Genomic DNA, 17,484 nt, shown 5'->3' with positions numbered 1-17,484 from the left:
CCGCACATTTTGTTCCCTAACTGTTCGCTAGTGACCGATCACCCCCTCCCCGCTGCCGCCGCTCCCGATTGGCTCGCCCGGCTGAACCCGCCGCAACGCGAAGCCGTGCTGACGACCGAAGGCCCGGTGCTGATGCTGGCGGGCGCGGGAACGGGCAAGACTGCCGCGCTGACCCACCGCCTCGCACATCTGATCCGCGAACGGCGCGCCTGGCCGAGCGAGATCCTCTGCGTCACGTTCACCAACAAGGCCGCGCGCGAAATGCGGGCGCGGGTGGGCCAGTTGATTGGCGATGCGGTGGAAGGGATGCCGTGGCTGGGCACATTCCACGCGATCTGTGCCAAGATGCTGCGCCGCCATGCCGAACGGGTTGGCCTGCAATCCAATTTCACCATTATCGACACCGATGACCAGTTGCGCGTGCTGAAGGCGCTGATTCAGGATCAGGGGCTGGACGACAAGCGCTGGCCGCCGCGGCAATTGGCGGGGCTGATCGACGGGTGGAAGAATCGCGGCCTCAACCCCGGTGATCTGACGCCCATCGATAACGAAGCCTATGCCAACGGGCGCGGGCAGCAGATGTATCGCTTGTATCAGGATCGGCTGAAGGCCTTGAACGCCTGCGATTTTGGCGATCTGCTGCTGCATATGCTCAACATCTTCCGTTCCCATCGGGAGGTGCTGGAGCAGTATCAGAGCCGCTTCAAATATATGATGGTGGACGAATATCAGGACACCAATGCCGTGCAGTATCTGTGGCTGCGACTGCTGGCGCAGAATCGCAAGAACATCTGCGTGGTGGGCGATGATGACCAGTCGATCTATTCCTGGCGCGGCGCAGAAGTCGCCAATATCCTGCGGTTTGAAAAGGATTTTCCGGGCGCAAAAGTGATCCGGCTGGAACAGAATTACCGCTCCACCCCGCAGATCCTTGCCGCCGCATCGGGCCTGATCGCGGCGAACAGCCAGCGGCTGGGCAAGACCTTGTGGACCGAGCTCAATGCGGGCGAGAAAGTGCGCGTGATCGGCGTATGGGACGCGCCCGAAGAAGCGCGCCGCGTGGGGGAGGAGATCGAACGGCTCGAACGCGAAGGCGCCCCGCTCGATGAAATCGCCATACTGGTGCGCGCGCAATACCAGACGCGCGAGTTCGAGGACCGCTTCATCCAGATCGGCCTCAATTACCGCATCGTTGGCGGCTTCCGCTTCTACGAACGCGCCGAGATTCGCGATGCCCTCGCTTACTTGCGCGTGATTGCCCAGCCGGCGGACGATCTGGCGTTTGAGCGTATCTACAACCAGCCCAAGCGCGGTTTGGGCGCAAAAGCGCTCGAAGCGATGCACCGCCATGCGCGCCGCACCGGTATGCCGCTCGCCGCTGCCGCGCTCGACTTGGCCGACAGCGACGAATTGCCCGCGCGCGCGCGCAACACGATCGGCGCGCTGATGGCCGATTTCCTGCGCTGGCGGCAGATGAGCGAGAGCGTCAGCCCGTCCGAATTGCTGCGCACCGTGCTCGTTGAAAGCGGCTATGACGCAATGCTGAAGGCCGATCGCAGCGCCGAAAGCGCAGGCCGCGCGGACAACCTCGTCGAACTCGCCCGCGCGATGGAGGATTACGCCACCCTGCCCGATTTTCTGGAGCATGTGGCGCTGGTGATGGACAACGAAAACGCCAATGAAGGCGAGAAGGTGACCATCATGACGATGCACGCGGCCAAGGGGCTGGAATTCAACCATGTCTTCCTGCCCGGATGGGAGGAAGGCGTGTTCCCCAGCCAGCGCGCGCTCGACGAAGGGGGCCTTGCCAGTCTGGAGGAGGAGCGCCGCCTCGCCTATGTCGGCATCACCCGCGCGCGGCGGCGCTGCACCATTTTGCACGCGGCCAACCGCCGCATTTACGGCCAGTGGACCAGTTCGATCCCCAGCCGCTTTATCGAGGAATTGCCCGACGAGACGATCAGCGTCGAAACCACGCTGACCGGCGGGGCCAGCCTGTGGCGCGCGAATTGGAGCGAGAGCGAAGACCCCTTCGCCCATGTCGCGCGTGACCGGCCCGACCGGTCATCGAGCCGCGGCCCCGGCTGGCAGCGCGCGCTTTCGACAGGTTACGAGACCAAGCCCACGCGTGTAACGGAAAACACCCGCAGCGCAGCCAGCTTCGCCGCCAAACCGCGCACCGACATTGCGGTCGGCGCGCGCGTGTTTCACGACAAGTTCGGTTACGGCGAAGTGGTGGCGCAGGAAGGCAACAAGCTGGAAATCGCCTTTGAACTGGCAGGCACCAAGCGCGTGATCGACAGCTTCGTAAGGCTGGCTTAGCGCTTCTTTTTCGTGATCGTCGCGGTGAAGTCAGGGTCCTTGTTCGCCACCCAGTCGACGAACTTCCTCACCGCCGGATTATCCCGCAGCACGGATGCATCCATCCCGGCGCGCTGCAATTCCGAATTGGTGAAATTGGCAATCACCGTCTGCTGGCAGATCGGGTGCATCGGCACCACATCGCGCCCGCCCCGGCTTTTGGGCACGGGATGATGCCACACGGTCGTCTCACCCAAAGGTCTGCCGCACAGCCAGCAGGGTTCCTTCGGCGCGGCGTCCTCCTGTTCCGGATCGGACGCGTCAACCCATGGGCCGCCCTTGGGATGCTTGCGCGCCAAGGTATTAGTCGAAACCGACCGTGAGGAACCCCGGCAGCGGGCCGTTCCATTCGCCCGGCTTGGTTGGCGGATCGTTGTCCTCGTAACGCGGGCGGCGATCCTCCCGCGGGGCGCGTTCGGCACGCTCTGGCCGGCGATCGCGGCGCTGCGGGGCTTCCTCACGCTCCTCGGCCCCTTCCGCCACCTTGTCGCGCTCTTCGCGCCGGGGGCGGCGTTCACGCTTTGGACGTTCCTCGCGCGGCTCCTCGGCGGGAGCATCGGCAGGAACGACCGCGCTCCAGTCGAAGGGCGGCACCTTGAACTTGGTCAGCTTCTCGACATTTTCCATCGCCTCGGCATCGGCCGGGCTGACCAGCGTGATGGCGCGGCCCTTGGCCCCGGCGCGGCCCGTGCGTCCTACGCGGTGGACATAGTCGTCCGGGTGCCACGGCGTGTCGTAGTTGAACACGTGGGACACGCCCTTGATGTCCAGCCCGCGCGCGGCGACATCGCTGGCGACGAGGATGTTGATCTCGCCTTTCTTGAACAGGTCAAGCTCGGCAATGCGGCTGGACTGGTCCATGTCGCCGTGGATCTCGCCGCTCTTGAAGCCCGCGCGGCGCAGCTTCTGGTTCAGCTCGCGCACCGTGGTCTTGCGGTTGGCGAAGATGATCGCGGTCTGCACATTGTCGACTTCGAGGAGGTATTTGAGCGCGTCGAACTTCTTCTTCGCGCTGATTTCCACCTTGAACTGGGCGATATTCTCGTTCCGGCTGGCGGCGCGGGCCACTTCCAGCTGCTTGGGATTGGACAGGAACTTGTCCGCCAGCTTCTTGATCGGTGGCGGCATCGTGGCCGAAAACAGCAGCGTCTGGCGCTGCGCGGGCAGCTTTTCGCAGATGAACTCGATATCGGGGATGAAACCCATGTCGAGCATCCGGTCCGCTTCGTCGATCACCAGCAGATCGCAGCCCGTCAACAGGATTTTGCCGCGTTCGAAAAGGTCCATCAACCGGCCCGGCGTGGCGATAAGCACATCGACGCCCGATTCCAGCGCCTTCACCTGATCGCCCATCTGCACGCCGCCGATCAGCAGCGCCATCTTGAGGTCGTGGTTCTTCCCGTATTTCTCGAAATTCTCGGCCACCTGCATCGCCAGTTCGCGCGTCGGCTCCAGAATGAGGCTGCGCGGCATCCGCGCACGGCGGCGGCCATTGGCGAGAATGTCGATCATCGGCAGCACGAAGCTGGCCGTCTTGCCGGTGCCGGTCTGCGCGATGGCGATCAGGTCGCGCATCATCAGCACTTGGGGGATCGCCTCGGCCTGGATTGCGGTCGGCTCGGTATAGCCGGCGTCAGAGACGGCCCGCAGCAATTCTTCGGAAAGGCCGAGATCGGCAAATGTCATAGGCGGTTGTATGTCCGGTAAAGGGCCCGGCTTGTGGCTGGGCGGTGAATGGAGCCCGTGAAAGGCTTGCCACAACTCGCCGCGCCCCTTGCACTGCACGGCGAAAAAGTCAAGGAAAGGTGGCGGTGCGCGCCCTTTACTCGCCCGCGGGAACCAGCCGGGTCAACTGCTCCATCGCACAGGACGCGCCCGCGCGCGATTGCAGATGGTCGCGCCGCACGCACAGACGACCATCGCTGGCCCGCTCGACATAGAAGCCCGAATAGAAGGCCTGCGCCGCGCAGGCCCGATCCAGTTCCGCCGCCAGCACATTGCGGTTTTCCATGAACAGCAGCAGGCGGTTGTCGCGTGTTGGCTGAACGCCCACGATATTGTCCACCCGCACGCATCCGTCATGCGGCACTTCGCGGTAGGGTGGCGATTGGGGGGTTGGCGTGGACTGGCGCGCCCGAAGCGCGGCAAAGCGCTCCTCCTCTGCCCGTGTGCTGGGGGCAATGCGCACGATCACGCGCTGCTGGATACGCACCTGACCGAGCGGGGAAGGTTCGCGGGCATCTTCCAGCACGCGCAAAGGCGGCGTGGCAATGCCGTCGAGCGAAAGCACGGGGCCGCCCCTCCCCTCGCGCGCCATCAGGGGCCCGCCGCCCGCCACCAGGCCGAGCGCAAGCGCGGTTCCCAAAAGGGTTGTCTGTAGCCGAGTTTTCACAGTCGCAGTGCTCGCAGTTCCGCCAGACCCTCATGACCGGCGGATGACCCAGCCATAGCGGCGCAGGTTGAATAGCGCCTTAACCCCGGCGCGGTTTGCCGCAATACCGCCCAATTGCCCTTTGCAAGCGCGCAGGCGTGCTGGCATGAGCGCAGGCCATGAGCAGGAATGACGATTTTTGTGCCGCTGCCCGCAGCCTTCTGGGCGAACGCGGCTTCACTACCGATCCCGAACTGGTCGATCCCTGGCTGACCGATTGGCGCGGGCGCTACACCGGTCGGGCCATTGGCATGGCCTCGCCTGCCTCGACGGCGGAAGTTGCGGCCCTGGTCAAGCTGGCGCGCGAATATGGCGTACCGATCGTGCCGCAGGGCGGGAATTCGGGAATGTCGGGCGGGGCCACGCCCGATGCCAGCGGCGACGCGCTGGTGCTGTCGCTCAGGCGGATGAACCGCATCACCCGGCTCGATCCCGATGCCCGCGAAGCGGTGTGCGAAGCAGGCGTTATCCTGCAGACGCTGCACGAAGCGGTCGCGCCGCACGGCCTGCGCTTCCCGCTGACGCTGGGCGGCAAGGGATCGGCCACGATCGGCGGGCTGATTGCCACCAATGCCGGCGGAACGCAGGTGCTGCGCCACGGATCGATGCGCGCGCAGGTGCTGGGGCTGGAGGCAGTGCTGGCCGACGGGTCGGTGTTCGATGCGCTGGTTCCGCTCAAGAAGGACAATCGCGGTTTTGACCTCAAGCAGTTGCTGATCGGTTCGGAAGGCACGCTGGGCATTGTGACCGCTGCCACCTTGCGGCTGCTGCCCGCCTTGGCCGACCGGGTGGTGATGTGGGCGGGATTGCCCGATGTGCGCACCGCACGCCGCCTGCTGATCCATGCCGAGAAGATGGCGGGCGAGGCGCTGGAAGGTTTCGAGGTCATGCCGCGCCATTCGCTGAATGCCGTGCTCGCCCACAATCCCCGCGCCCGCGCCCCGCTGGCGCAGGCGCATGATTGGAACGCGCTGATCGAACTGGTGGCAGACAGCGCCAGCGCGGCCACGCTGGCCGACCGCGCGCAGGCCTTGCTGGAAAGCGCATTCGAAGCGGGGCTGGTGGAGGACGCCGCCATCGCCATGAACGAGGCGCAGGCCGAGGAATTCTGGGCACTGCGCGACGAAATTGCGCCAGCCGAACGCGCCATCGGCCCGGCAATGCAGCATGATATCTCGGTGCCGGTGGCCAAAATGGCCGATTTCGTGGCCGAAACGCTGCCGCAGGTCGAGGCCCGCTTTCCCGGCTGCACCGCGGTCGCATTCGGCCATTTGGGCGATGGCAATGTGCATTACCACGTGCTTGCCCCGGCTGGGGCGCAGCGCGGCGAATGGGAAGCCACCCAAGGCAAGGAAATCAGCCACTTCGTGCACGATCTGGTCACTGAGTGGGGCGGGTCGATCAGCGCCGAACACGGCATCGGCCAGATGAAGGTGGGCGAACTGGCGCGGCTGGCTGATCCGGTGCATTTGGCCATCCTGCGCAATGTAAAGCAGGCGCTCGACCCGCAAGGGCTGCTCAATCCGGGCAAGCTGGTGCCGCTTGCGCCCGCGCCCGCCAGCCACTAAAGCCCCCGCGCAGCACGGCGGCACTTTCGGCCTCCGATCACAAAGACGACCTGTTTTGGAGGGATGAAGAATGGCCAGCGCGCCGAAACCCGGTTTGCCCATCATGTATAACGACCTTGCCCCGCTCAACAGCACCGAGCACGGCACCTGGAAGGCCATTTCGGTAGACAAGGCGAGCTGGGTCGCCGGCGTCAACGCCATTCCCCTGACCGTGGAAGAATTCCCGCAGGCGCAGCGCCATTTCCCCATCGTGTTCTCCACCGGCGACAACCCGGTGCCGCTGGCGCTGATGGGCCTGAACGAAGGGGTGAACGTCTTTTTCGACGATGAAGGCGCGCCGATCGAAGCGGCCTATGTCCCGGCCTATATCCGCCGCTACCCCTTCCTGCTGGTCAAGCTGGAGCAGAACACCGACAATCTGTCGTTGTGCTTTGATCCCACCAGCAATCTGGTTGGCCCCTTCGACGAAGGTCAGCCGCTGTTCACCGCCGATGGCCAGCCGAGCCAGCACACGCAGCAATTGCTCGATTTCTGCCAGAAGTTCGAGGAAGCCGGGCTCAAGACGCGCACCTTCATGGATGAACTCGCCAAGGCCGATCTGCTGATGGACGGCGAAGTCGCGATCAATCGTCTGGACGGCAGCGGCCAGCCCTTCGTCTATCGCGGCTTCAAGATGGTGAACCAGGAAAAGCTGCGCGAACTGCGCGGCGACCAGCTTCGCAAGTGGAACGAGAGCGGTCTGTTGCCGTTGCTCTATTCGCATCTGCTGTCGCTTGACCTGATGCGCGAAATTTTCGCCAAGCAGGGCGCGCAGGGCAAGGGCCCGGCCCCGGCCGAGATGTTCAACGCGGCCCCCGCGCAGGCGTAAGCAAGCAATATCCAATAACGGAAGGCCGTTCCGGGCAGCCGGAGCGGCCTTTTTCGTATGCGGGTGAGAGGGCAAGGCTGCGGGTCTTGAAACCGGTTAAGGTTTTGCCTACCTATCAATTGCCGGGCAGGCTCCCCTCATGGCTTGCCGGGCAAGTGCACATCTCGTGCACTTCCTCCCTGAACCTTGGCCGCCTCGTGCCGTAAAGCGCGAGGCGGCATTTTTTCGGCTATTCCGCCGCTTGCGCAAATCCGCGCGGCATGGGGACAAGTTCGGCTGCCATGCGCAGCACCATGGCAGACAGCGAAGCGGCTACCGCATCGATGCCCTCGCCCAATTCCTGCAATTGCGCATCGAGATAGACCGCGCGGCAGATTTCCACCTGCATGGCATGGATGCCTCTTTGCGGCGCAGCGTGACGATCCAGCACATATCCGCCGGCATAAGGCCTGTTGTGCGCCGCCCGCCAGCCCGCTTGGTCCAGATACCGCAGCGCCGCTTGGCTGAGATGCGCTGCGCAGGATGCACCAAACCTGTCGCCCACGACAAAATCCGCCGCTGCCTCGGCCCCGGTTTTGGGGCCGAGCGGTGGCATCGAGTGGAGATCCAGCAACAGCGCGGCGCCCCAGGTGTCACGTAGAGCTTCGAGCGTATGCGCCAGCGCGGCGTGATAGGGCGTGTGCACCGCGCTTATCCGCGCTTCCAGCTCCTCACGCGGGAGCCGTTCGTGCCAAAGCTCCCCCAATCCGGCCAAACGGCGCGGCACCAGACCCAGCCCAGTGCGTGCGCGCCGCCCGGCGCCCATTCGCGCAAAGGGGCGCGCGCCCCCACTCGCCACCATGTCCCAGTCCATATCGTCAGGCGCGCGGTTCAGATCGATCATCGCGCGCGGTGCATGAGCCACCAGCAGCGCGGCCCCGGTCGCATCGGCAAGGCGCACGGCGATCTGGTCCACCAGCCGATCCTCCAGCCGCAGCGGAGCATCGGCGGGATGGCGCAGCGCGGAAAGCAGCTCGGCGGGGTAGACGCGTCCCGCATGAGGCACGCTGATCAACACGGGAATGGCGGGGGCTGAGGCATTGGTCAGCGTGAAGGCAGGCGTACCCGGCAGGCCGGGGACATATCCGCCCCGCTGGGCCGCCCCCCCCGTTTGGCTTTCCGCCCGGTTGCCGGCGCGGTTCAATGTTCGACTCGGATCTGCGTCCTGCCCTGTGCTGCGCTTCATGTGCCCTTGCTGGCCGCAAGCGTGCACGAAGTCAAAGATTGGTGTTTCAAACGGGGCCACTGCGAAATCGGCACGAGAAATTTACGCCTTTCTGGTTTAGGGCAAGCCCAAGCAAACCAATAAAGGGGGCACTCCATGATCCGAATCCTGCTGGCCGAAGATGATGCGGCCATGCGCGGCTACATCACTCGCGCGCTGGAAAATGCAGGCTATTCGGTTGTCGCCGTGTCCAGCGGTGAGGAAGCGCTGCCCCATCTCAAGACCGAAATCTTCGATCTGCTGCTGTCGGATATCGTGATGCCCGAAATGGACGGGATCGAACTGGCGCAGCATTGCAACGAGATCAGCCCCTCCACCAAGGTGATGTTCATCACCGGCTTTGCCGCCGTCACACTGCGCGCCAGCCGCGATGCGCCGCACGCCAAGATGCTGTCCAAGCCCTTCCACCTGCGCGACCTCGTGCTGGAAGTGGAACGCATATTCGAAGACGCGGCCGCCGTCCGCGTCTGAACGGCTGCCAAGGGACTTGCAAGGAGCGGGTCGCGGCGCTATCTGGCGCCCCTGCCTGGCGGATCACTCTGCAAGGCCAAGCCGGATGGTGCGGGCGTATAGCTCAGTGGTAGAGCACTATGTTGACATCGTAGGGGTCGCAAGTTCAATCCTTGCTACGCCCACCACCGGCCTCCTTTCCCGCAGCTGACGCCAGCCGCTTTCACGCCGGATCCGCACGAAACTACCGCCCTTTAGGAACTATCGCTGCCATTGCGGCCTGCTATGCTGCCAGCATGGCAGTTTCGCGCCCCATCCCGTGCATTGAAGCGCTCGCCACGGCGCTGCCATCCGGTCTGATCGAGGGGCATTAACGCGTCTGGGCCGAAACGCAGATCGCCGATCCGTACCAGCGCGCCCTATTCCGGCGGATGGCCGACCGCGCGGGAATTGCGCATCGCTACAGCGTGCTGGATGGCAGGGATGGCCGCACCCGTGTTTCAGCGGGCCTTTGCCCGCGCCGCCGCCCGCCCGGTGCGCGTGGCGCGCCTTGCCCGCAGCCTTGCGGAAAGCCCGCTGGGCCATCATGCCGGAATGGCTCTGCTCCGCGCCCTCCCCGCCTTTGCCGTGCTGCTGATGGACAGCATGCGCATTGCCATGTCCGAATCGAATCCGCCGCTCTCTTGCACCTGACCGTTCCCCTGCTAAGACCCCGGCAAGCCCTTGCAGAGGGTAACCACTCAGCCAAAGGAACGCCGGGATGGCCAAGATCAAAGTATTGAATCCGATTGTCGAAATCGATGGCGACGAAATGACGCGGATCATCTGGGAATGGATTCGCGAGCGGCTGATCCTTCCCTATCTCGACGTCGACCTGAAGTATTTCGACCTCTCGGTGCAAAAGCGCGACGAGACCGACGACCAGATCACCATCGATGCCGCCAATGCGATCAAGCAGTATGGCGTGGGCGTGAAATGCGCCACCATCACCCCGGACGAGGCGCGCGTGGCCGAATTCGGCCTCAAGCAGATGTGGAAGAGCCCCAACGGCACGATCCGCAACATTCTGGGCGGCACGATCTTCCGCGAACCGATCGTGATTTCCAACGTGCCGCGCCTCGTGCCCGGCTGGACGCACCCGATCGTGGTGGGCCGCCACGCCTTTGGCGACCAGTACCGCGCCACCGATTTCAAGGTGCCGGGTGCAGGCACGCTGCGCCTCGTCTTTGAAGGGGAAGACGGGCAGGTCATCGACCGCGAAGTCTATCAGTTCAAGGCGCCGGGCGTGGCCATGTCGATGTACAATCTCGACGAATCGATCCGCGATTTCGCCCGCGCCAGCTTCAATTACGGCATCGACCGCGGCTGGCCGGTTTACCTGTCGACCAAGAACACGATCATCAAGGCCTATGACGGCCGCTTCAAGGACCTGTTCGAGGAAGTGTTCAACACCGAAGGCTTCAAGGAGAAGTTCGAGGAACTGGGCATCATCTACGAACACCGCCTGATCGACGACATGGTCGCCTCCGCGCTCAAGTGGAGCGGCAAGTTCGTGTGGGCGTGCAAGAATTACGACGGCGATGTGCAGTCGGACGTGGTTGCACAGGGTTTCGGCAGCCTCGGCCTGATGACATCGGTGCTGATGACGCCCGATGGCAAGACCGTGGAAGCCGAAGCCGCGCACGGCACCGTCACCCGCCATTACCGCCAACACCAGCAGGGCAAAGCGACCAGCACCAACCCCATCGCCAGCATCTTCGCCTGGACGCGCGGCCTGATCTATCGCGGCCGTTTCGACAACACGCCCGATGTGGTGGCCTTTGCCGAAACGCTGGAACGGGTCTGCATCAAGTGCGTGGAAGACGGCAAGATGACCAAGGATCTGGCCTTGCTGATCGGCCCCGATCAGGCTTGGATGACGACCGAGCAGTTCTTCGAAGCCATCCGCGTTGCGCTGGAGGAGGAAATGGCCGCGCAAGGCCTCGGCTGATCGCAGGGTCATATCGATGATTTCGGACGGGGCTGGCATCGACGCCGGCCCCGTTCTGATTCAGGCACCGTTTCGGGGCGCCGGGCTAAATGTGCATTGCGCAACAAACGGGATTGCCGCCGCGCGCAAGGCTCTGACATACCTTGCCCATGCACGCAGCCCCGATTTCGCCCCTTATGGCCGATGCCCTCGTGATTCTGGGCGCGGCCGGGATTATCATTCCGCTGTTCGCCCGGTTCCGGATCACCCCGATCATCGGCTTCATCATGGTCGGCCTGCTGGTGGGGCCCTATGGGCTGGGGCGGCTGGTCGATGCGCAGCCCTGGCTGGCCCACGTCACCATTACCGATGCCGAAAGCCTCACTCCCTTTGCCGAATTTGGCATTGTGCTGCTGCTGTTCACGATCGGGCTGGAACTCAGCTTCAACCGCCTGTGGGATTTACGGCGGCTGGTATTCGGTCTGGGCGCGCTGGAACTGATCGTGATCGGCGGGTTGCTGGCTGCGATCCTCAACCTGACCGGAATGTCCCCCACCGGCGCGCTAGCGCTGGGGCTGGCGCTGGCCTTTTCCTCAACCGCGCTGGTGCTGCCAATCGCCGGCACGACCACGCCGGTCGGCCGCGCGGCGCTGTCGATGCTGTTGTTCGAGGATATCATGATCGTGCCGATCATCTTCGTCCTCGCCGCGCTTGCCCCCTATGCCCAGGCGGATGGCTGGACCGGCCTGTTCGACACCCTGTGGCAAGGCGCACTGGTGATCGCAGTGATGATGGTCGGCGGGCGCTATGCGCTGCCACGCCTGTTTGCGCTTGCCGCGCGCACCAAAAGCCCGGAGCTCTTCCTTGCCGCCAGCCTGCTGGTAGTTATCGGGGCCAGCCTTGCCACTACGGCGGTGGGTCTTTCGCCGATTGTCGGTGCGCTGGTCGCGGGCCTGCTGATCGCGGAAACCGAATACCATACCGAGGTCGAAGGCATCATTGCCCCCTTCAAGGGTCTGGCACTGGGCGTGTTCCTCATCACCATCGGAATGGGGATCGATCTGGGCAACATTTGGGCCAATCTGTGGGCCATTACCGGCGCGGTGATCGGCGTCCTGTTGCTGAAGGCCACCGTGACGGGGGTGCTGCTGCGGCTGATGGGCGCGCGGCGCGGCACCGCCACCGAAACCGGCATCATGATGGCCAGCCCATCGGAAACCACGCTGATCGTACTCGCCGCCGCCACGCAGGCGATGCTGGTGGATGCGGCCACCGCGCAATTCTGGCAGATCGTCACCGCAATCGGCCTCACCGTTACCCCGCTGCTGGCCAAACTGGGCAATATGATGGGCCGCCGGGTGGAGCCGGCCCCGCCTCCCGATGAAACGGGGGAGAAGGACGATATTCCGCGCGTGATCGTGATCGGTCTTGGTCGCGTGGGCCGGCTGGTGGCGCAGATGCTCGATCGCCACGGACAGGCCTATGTCGCGATCGATTCGGATCCCGACATGGTGGAGAAGGCGCGGCGCGAAGGATACAAGGCGCTGTTTGCCAATGCCGCACGCGGCGATGTGCTCGACCGGTTGGTGATGCCGGGCTGCCCCGCCGTGATCCTGACCATGGACGAACACGTTCTGGCCCAGCGCATCGTGCGCCGCCTGCGTGCCGCCAACCCGGATCTGCCCATCATCGCCCGTGCGCGCGACAGTGTGCACGCCGCCGAACTCTATCGCAACGGGGCGAGCGTTGCCGTGCCCGAAACGCTGGAAAGCAGCCTGCAATTGTCCGAAGCTGCGCTTACCGAACTGGGCGTGGCTATGGGCCCGGTGATCGCCAGCATCCACGAAAAGCGGGACGAAATGCGCGAGCGGATCATGCGCGAAGGCGGCCTGGACGAAAAGCCGCGCCTGCGCAGCCTGTCAGCCAAGCCAGAGGTGTAAACGCGGGCTTTGGCCGGGCACTATTGCTCGTCTTGCGCATTGGTTGGAGGAAGGAGATGCAACATGACCAACCCCGCCAAGCCTGAAGATCAGCCGGCCAAGACCAAGGCTGATTTGCGCGAAGTGGCAGACGCCGGCCCGGATAAGGGCCGCGACCGCCGCGATATGGACAACACGCCGCGCGGCAGCGAAGGCGATACCCGACGCGCTTCGGGGATGAAACGCTAGGGAGCTATTCCGCCAGCAACCACCGCGTGGCGAATACAAAGGGGCGGTTGTCGGGCGGGCTGTTCAACCGGGCCACGCGGCGCACTTAAAAGCAGGTTTCATAGGCAAGGCGCGCCGTATTGCTGGAGAACATCGGGCGACAGCTTGCCACCCGCCCGCTTTCCCGGAAGGTCACCAGCACCGCGGCCCGGCCCTCCAACCCTTCGCGCAGGGCAGCAAGCGGATATTCCATTCCAGCCAATGCCACATCGGCTACGCGCAGGCTCTCTTCCGCCGGCGGCAGTGGGAAAAACCCAAACCGCACCGCCATGCCCTGATAAGGAAAGCCGGTGCTGACATAGAAGCTGCGTCGTCCCGACTGGGCGCGGTCGCTTTGGTAACGCACGATCAGGCGATAGGTCGCGGCCGTGTAATCCAGCGCCAGCAGCGGATTTTGCACGAAGCGGCCATGTGCCAGAGCATGCGCGCACAGCGCCTGCCCAGCCGCCTCCAGGAGAGAAGAGCATCCTGCCGTGCAGGCTGTCACCGCGCCTGTGGCGTCGACTGTCAATTCCAGCGGCAACCCGTCCAGCCCATCACCAAAATTACTGGCGAAGGGACTTAGCACCGCGTCAAGATTACCCAGATCAAGTAACCCTGCGCCGGTGACATCGAACCGGTCTTCCGTGAACAGCAGCGATGGCGGGGCAGCCGGTGGAGGCGGCGGCGGACGGGAAATGCGCGGCGCGGACGCCGCGATGTCCTGCGCTTCAACCGCAGGGGCAAATCCGCCCAAGACCGCCCCCGCCATCACGGCGAGAGCCGCCCATCGCCTCACGCCAGCAAGGCCTTCGCGGCTGCAATCGCGGCTTCCGCCTTGTCACCATCGGGTCCGCCGCCCTGCGCCATATCGGGTCGGCCGCCGCCGCCCTTGCCGCCCAGCGCTTCCACACCCGCACGCACAAGATCGACAGCGGAAAAGCGCGATGTCAGATCTTCGGTAACCGCAGCAGCAAAGGCCGCCTTGCCTTCGTTCACCGCGCAAATTGCGGCAACCCCGCTGCCCATGCGCTTCTTCGCCTGGTCGAGAAGCCCGCGCAGTTCCTTGGGATCGAGCCCATGGAGCACCTGTCCGGAGAATTTCACTCCGCCGACTTCCTCGTCCGCCGCCGGGGCCGCGCCGCCACCGCCGCCCAGCGCCAGCGCCTTTTTCGCCTCGGCCAGTTCACGCTCCAGATTGCGCCGTTCGTCCACCAGCGCGGCGACGCGTTCAAGCACCTCGTCAGGCGCGGTGCGCAGCGTGGCGGCTACCGCCTTCAGCGTTTCCTCGCGCCCTACGACCCACTGCCGCGCAGCCTCACCCGTCAGCGCCTCGATCCGGCGCACCCCGCTCGACACCGCGCTTTCGGACACGATCCGCAGCAGGCCGATATCGCCTGTGGCGCGCACATGGGTGCCGCCGCACAGTTCGACCGAATAATGCCGCCCGGTGCCCCCGGCATTGCTGCGGCCCATGCTCAGCACGCGCACTTCCTCGCCGTATTTCTCGCCAAACAGCGCCATCGCACCTGCGGCAATCGCGTCGTCGGGGCTCATCAAACGGGTGGTGACTTCGGCATTGTGGCGGATTTCGGCGTTCACCTCGGCCTCGATTGCGGCAATATCCTCCGCTGTCAGAGGCTTGGGATGGCTGAAATCAAACCGCAGCCGATCATCCGCGACAAGACTGCCCTTCTGCGTCACATGATCGCCCAGCCGGTTGCGCAGCGCCGCGTGCAGCAAGTGCGTGGCGGAATGGTTGGCGCGGATGCGGTCGCGCCGTTCGGCATCGACCTTCAGGTGCACTGTGTCGCCCACTTCCACCGATCCGTGCGTGATCCGGCCGTGATGCGCATGCAGACGGCCGAGCGGCTTGGATGTGTCCACCACCTCCAATTCCAGGCGCTTGTCACCCGTAATGCGCCCGGTATCGCCGGTCTGCCCGCCGCTTTCACCGTAAAACGGCGTCTGGTTGGTGATGACGACCACATCCTGCCCGCTGTCGGCGCGGGCCACTTCCTTGCCATCGACAACCAGCGCCACCACGCGGCCTTCGCCTTCGGTGCTGGCATAACCTGTAAATTCGGTCGCGCCTTCGCGTTCGGCAATGTCGAACCACACTTCGCTGTCGGCCGACGCGCCGCTGCCCTTCCACGCGGCGCGGGCGGCGGCCTTCTGCTGCGCCATGGCGGCGTCGAACCCGGCCTTGTCCACGCCAATGCCGCGCGCACGCAGCGCGTCTTCGGTCAGGTCATAAGGGAAGCCGTAGGTGTCGTAGAGCTTGAACGCGGTCTGGCCCGGCAGGCTGTCGCCTTCGCCAAGGCTGGCGGTTTCCTCGTCCAGCAGCCTGAGGCCCTTGTCGAGCGTCTGGCGGAAGCGGGTTTCCTCGCGCTCCAGCACTTCCTCGATCAGGGCTTGGGCGCGCGGCAATTCCGGATAGGCCTGCCCCATTTCCTGCACCAGCGCGGGCACCAGGCGGTGCATCAGCGGCTCGGCCGCGCCCAGCAGGTGCGCGTGGCGCATGGCGCGGCGCATGATCCGGCGCAGGACATAGCCGCGGCCTTCATTGCTGGGCAGCACGCCGTCGGCAATCAGGAAGCTGGTCGAGCGCAGATGATCGGCAATAACGCGGTGGCTGGCGGCCTTGTCCCCCTCGGCCTTGGCGCCGCTCTTGTCCTCGCTCGCAGCGATCAGCGCGCGGAAGGTGTCTGTCTCGAACACCGAATGCACACCCTGCATCACCGTGGCGATGCGTTCCAGCCCCATGCCCGTATCGATGCTGGGGCGCGGCAGATCGCCAACGATCTGGTCGGCTTCCTGCACATGCTGCATGAAGACGAGGTTCCAGATCTCGACGAAGCGGTCGCCATCCTCATCGGGCGAACCCGGAGGGCCACCGGCAATTGCGGGACCGTGATCCCAGAAGATTTCCGAACACGGGCCGCACGGGCCATCCGCGCCCATGGCCCAGAAATTGTCCTTCGTGGCGATGCGGATGATGCGGTCTTCGGGCAGACCGGCGATCTTCTTCCAGAAGCCAGCCGCCTCGTCATCGGTGTGATAGACGGTGACGCACAGACGATCCTTGTCGAGGCCCAGTTCCTTGGTCACCATGCCCCAGGCAAGCTCGATCGCGCGTTCCTTGAAATAGTCGCCGAAGCTGAAATTGCCGAGCATTTCGAACAGCGTCAGGTGCCGCGCGGTATAACCGACATTGTCCAGATCGTTGTGCTTGCCGCCGGCGCGCACGCATTTCTGGCTGCTGGCCGCGCGCGGAGCAGGCGGGGTTTCCAGCCCCGTGAACACGTTCTTGAACGGCACCATGCCCGCATTCACGAACATGAGCGTCGGGTCATTATACGGCACCAGCGGAGCCGAAGGCATGACCTGGTGATCGTTGGCCGCGAAATAATCGAGAAAGGCCCGGCGGATGTCGTTGGTGGATTGCATGGCAGTTGCGATTAGTTTGTGCGCGCGCGCGGGACAAGCGGATTAAGATGCGCTCTGTAATCGGGCGGTTGCATGAGTGGCGCTTTCTGGCTCCGCAGCGGCTCAGGCCTTGCGCGCCGAAACGATCCACCCCGCAGCCGGCATGGCGACGAGCCCATCGGCAAGGTTGGCGCGGGCAAGCTGGCCCACCCGCTCGAAGAAGGCGGCGCGTTCCTCGTCCGTCATGGCCTGCGCCGCCTTGGCTGCGGGGCCGATACTGGCGAAGTAGTCGACCGCATCGCTGACAGGATCGTCGCCCGCGCCGACAATCATGGGAAAATCGAACGGATCGATGGCAACCGCCTCCCACCCGGAGCCTTGGAGAATGGAGGCCACGCGCGCCCGGTCGGCAAAGGCAAAGGGGCCGGGCGCTTCGGGCGGCGCCGGTGGCAAAGGTTGCGGCAACAGGCGCGCGACATCAGTAAAGAAGGGGTTCTCTGCCGGAGAGCGGAAGCACGAAAACAGCAGATGTGCGCCGCTGTCCGCAAGCGCCGCCAGATGGCCGAATGCGGCCACGGGATCTTCGAAAAACATGACCCCGTGGCGGGATATCAGCAATTGCGGGGCAAAGCCTTGCGGCGCCTCCCACTGCGCGGCGTCGGCCAATTCGAACGCGGCATTGGCAAGGTTGGCACCGCGATCGCGTGCGGTAGCGACGAGATGGGGCGAGATATCGACGCCGATGACGCGCGCCGGGGCACGCGCCCGCGCCACCGCCAGCGCCAATTCGCCCGCGCCGCATCCGATATCCAGCACCTGCGCAAAGGCCAGACCGCGAAGGCGCTGAAGCAGCTTTTCGGTGACGGCAGTGAAGCTGCGGTCGGTGCGCCGCCATTCCGCAGCCCAGGTCTGCCCCTGCCCGCCTTGCCAATCGCTCTTGTCCATCCCCGCCCCTTGC

General features: G+C 64.6%; 15 protein-coding genes and 1 tRNA gene. 9 read left to right on the top strand and 7 right to left on the bottom strand.

The genetic code is table 11. The features are described 5' to 3' along the window. Positions 1–30: 30 nt before the first annotated feature. Positions 31–2,322 (top strand): ATP-dependent helicase, encoded by a 2,292-nt coding sequence (locus WFP39_RS10900; RefSeq protein ID WP_336919610.1) that lies wholly within the window; start codon positions 31–33, stop codon positions 2,320–2,322. Here the strand turns inward: WFP39_RS10900 and WFP39_RS10895 are convergent. The 3 genes from WFP39_RS10895 to WFP39_RS10885 form a co-directional block, all read right to left on the bottom strand. Further along, positions 2,319–2,660, bottom strand: coding sequence for a hypothetical protein (locus WFP39_RS10895; RefSeq protein WP_336919609.1), 342 nt, complete (start codon positions 2,658–2,660; stop codon positions 2,319–2,321). The genes WFP39_RS10900 and WFP39_RS10895 overlap by 4 nt on opposite strands. Positions 2,661–2,664: 4 nt before the next feature. Then, complete coding sequence (locus tag WFP39_RS10890) at positions 2,665–4,047, bottom strand: DEAD/DEAH box helicase (protein ID WP_336919608.1); 1,383 nt, start codon at positions 4,045–4,047, stop codon at positions 2,665–2,667. 136 nt (positions 4,048–4,183) lie between these two features. Then, complete coding sequence (locus WFP39_RS10885; RefSeq protein WP_336919606.1) at positions 4,184–4,678, bottom strand: hypothetical protein; 495 nt, start codon at positions 4,676–4,678, stop codon at positions 4,184–4,186. A gap of 233 nt (positions 4,679–4,911) precedes the next feature. Here WFP39_RS10885 and WFP39_RS10880 point away from each other — a divergent pair, with 233 nt between their 5' ends. Both WFP39_RS10880 and WFP39_RS10875 read left to right on the top strand, forming a co-directional pair. After that, entirely contained in the window at positions 4,912–6,360 is a 1,449-nt protein-coding gene (locus tag WFP39_RS10880) for an FAD-binding oxidoreductase (protein ID WP_336919605.1), read from the top strand. 70 nt (positions 6,361–6,430) lie between these two features. Continuing rightward, on the top strand, positions 6,431–7,228 hold the full coding sequence (locus WFP39_RS10875; protein ID WP_336919604.1) for a SapC family protein: 798 nt from the start codon (positions 6,431–6,433) through the stop codon (positions 7,226–7,228). A gap of 229 nt (positions 7,229–7,457) precedes the next feature. Here WFP39_RS10875 and WFP39_RS10870 read toward each other — a convergent pair whose 3' ends face one another. After that, positions 7,458–8,453 carry an N-formylglutamate amidohydrolase gene (locus WFP39_RS10870; protein WP_336919603.1) on the bottom strand — a complete coding sequence of 332 codons (996 nt, stop codon included), beginning with the start codon at positions 8,451–8,453 and terminating at the stop codon, positions 7,458–7,460. A 135-nt stretch (positions 8,454–8,588) separates the two neighbouring features. Here WFP39_RS10870 and cpdR point away from each other — a divergent pair, with 135 nt between their 5' ends. The 6 genes from cpdR (at position 8,589) to WFP39_RS10840 (ending at position 13,079) form a co-directional block, all read left to right on the top strand. Then, a complete protein-coding gene (cpdR, locus tag WFP39_RS10865; protein ID WP_336919602.1) occupies positions 8,589–8,963 on the top strand; it encodes a cell cycle two-component system response regulator CpdR in 375 nt (124 codons plus the stop codon). Positions 8,964–9,055: 92 nt separating this feature from the next. Beyond that, positions 9,056–9,130, top strand: a tRNA-Val gene (locus WFP39_RS10860). A gap of 286 nt (positions 9,131–9,416) precedes the next feature. Continuing rightward, the gene (locus WFP39_RS10855; RefSeq protein WP_336919601.1) at positions 9,417–9,635 is read left to right on the top strand and encodes a hypothetical protein; all 219 of its coding nucleotides are present in this window, start codon (positions 9,417–9,419) and stop codon (positions 9,633–9,635) included. A 67-nt stretch (positions 9,636–9,702) separates the two neighbouring features. Beyond that, positions 9,703–10,932 carry an NADP-dependent isocitrate dehydrogenase gene (locus WFP39_RS10850; RefSeq protein ID WP_336919600.1) on the top strand — a complete coding sequence of 410 codons (1,230 nt, stop codon included), beginning with the start codon at positions 9,703–9,705 and terminating at the stop codon, positions 10,930–10,932. Positions 10,933–11,081: 149 nt separating this feature from the next. Continuing rightward, complete coding sequence (locus WFP39_RS10845) at positions 11,082–12,851, top strand: cation:proton antiporter domain-containing protein (protein ID WP_336919599.1); 1,770 nt, start codon at positions 11,082–11,084, stop codon at positions 12,849–12,851. Between the two features lie 63 nt (positions 12,852–12,914). After that, the gene (locus WFP39_RS10840; protein WP_336919598.1) at positions 12,915–13,079 is read left to right on the top strand and encodes a hypothetical protein; all 165 of its coding nucleotides are present in this window, start codon (positions 12,915–12,917) and stop codon (positions 13,077–13,079) included. 85 nt (positions 13,080–13,164) lie between these two features. Here the strand turns inward: WFP39_RS10840 and WFP39_RS10835 are convergent, their stop codons facing one another. The 3 genes from WFP39_RS10835 to WFP39_RS10825 all read right to left on the bottom strand — a co-directional run bounded on the left by WFP39_RS10835 (position 13,165) and on the right by WFP39_RS10825 (position 17,471). Beyond that, the gene (locus WFP39_RS10835; protein ID WP_336919596.1) at positions 13,165–13,869 is read right to left on the bottom strand and encodes an energy transducer TonB; all 705 of its coding nucleotides are present in this window, start codon (positions 13,867–13,869) and stop codon (positions 13,165–13,167) included. Positions 13,870–13,892: 23 nt separating this feature from the next. Next, positions 13,893–16,547, bottom strand: a complete 2,655-nt coding sequence (gene alaS / locus WFP39_RS10830) for an alanine--tRNA ligase (protein ID WP_336919595.1) — start codon at positions 16,545–16,547, stop codon at positions 13,893–13,895. 102 nt (positions 16,548–16,649) lie between these two features. Beyond that, positions 16,650–17,471, bottom strand: a complete 822-nt coding sequence (locus tag WFP39_RS10825; RefSeq protein WP_336919594.1) for a class I SAM-dependent methyltransferase — start codon at positions 17,469–17,471, stop codon at positions 16,650–16,652. Positions 17,472–17,484: the final 13 nt, after the last annotated feature.

This window comes from Alteraurantiacibacter lauratis (assembly GCF_037154155.1).
GTDB lineage: Bacteria > Pseudomonadota > Alphaproteobacteria > Sphingomonadales > Sphingomonadaceae > Alteraurantiacibacter > Alteraurantiacibacter lauratis.
This window is presented reverse-complemented; position numbering and strand designations above follow the sequence as displayed.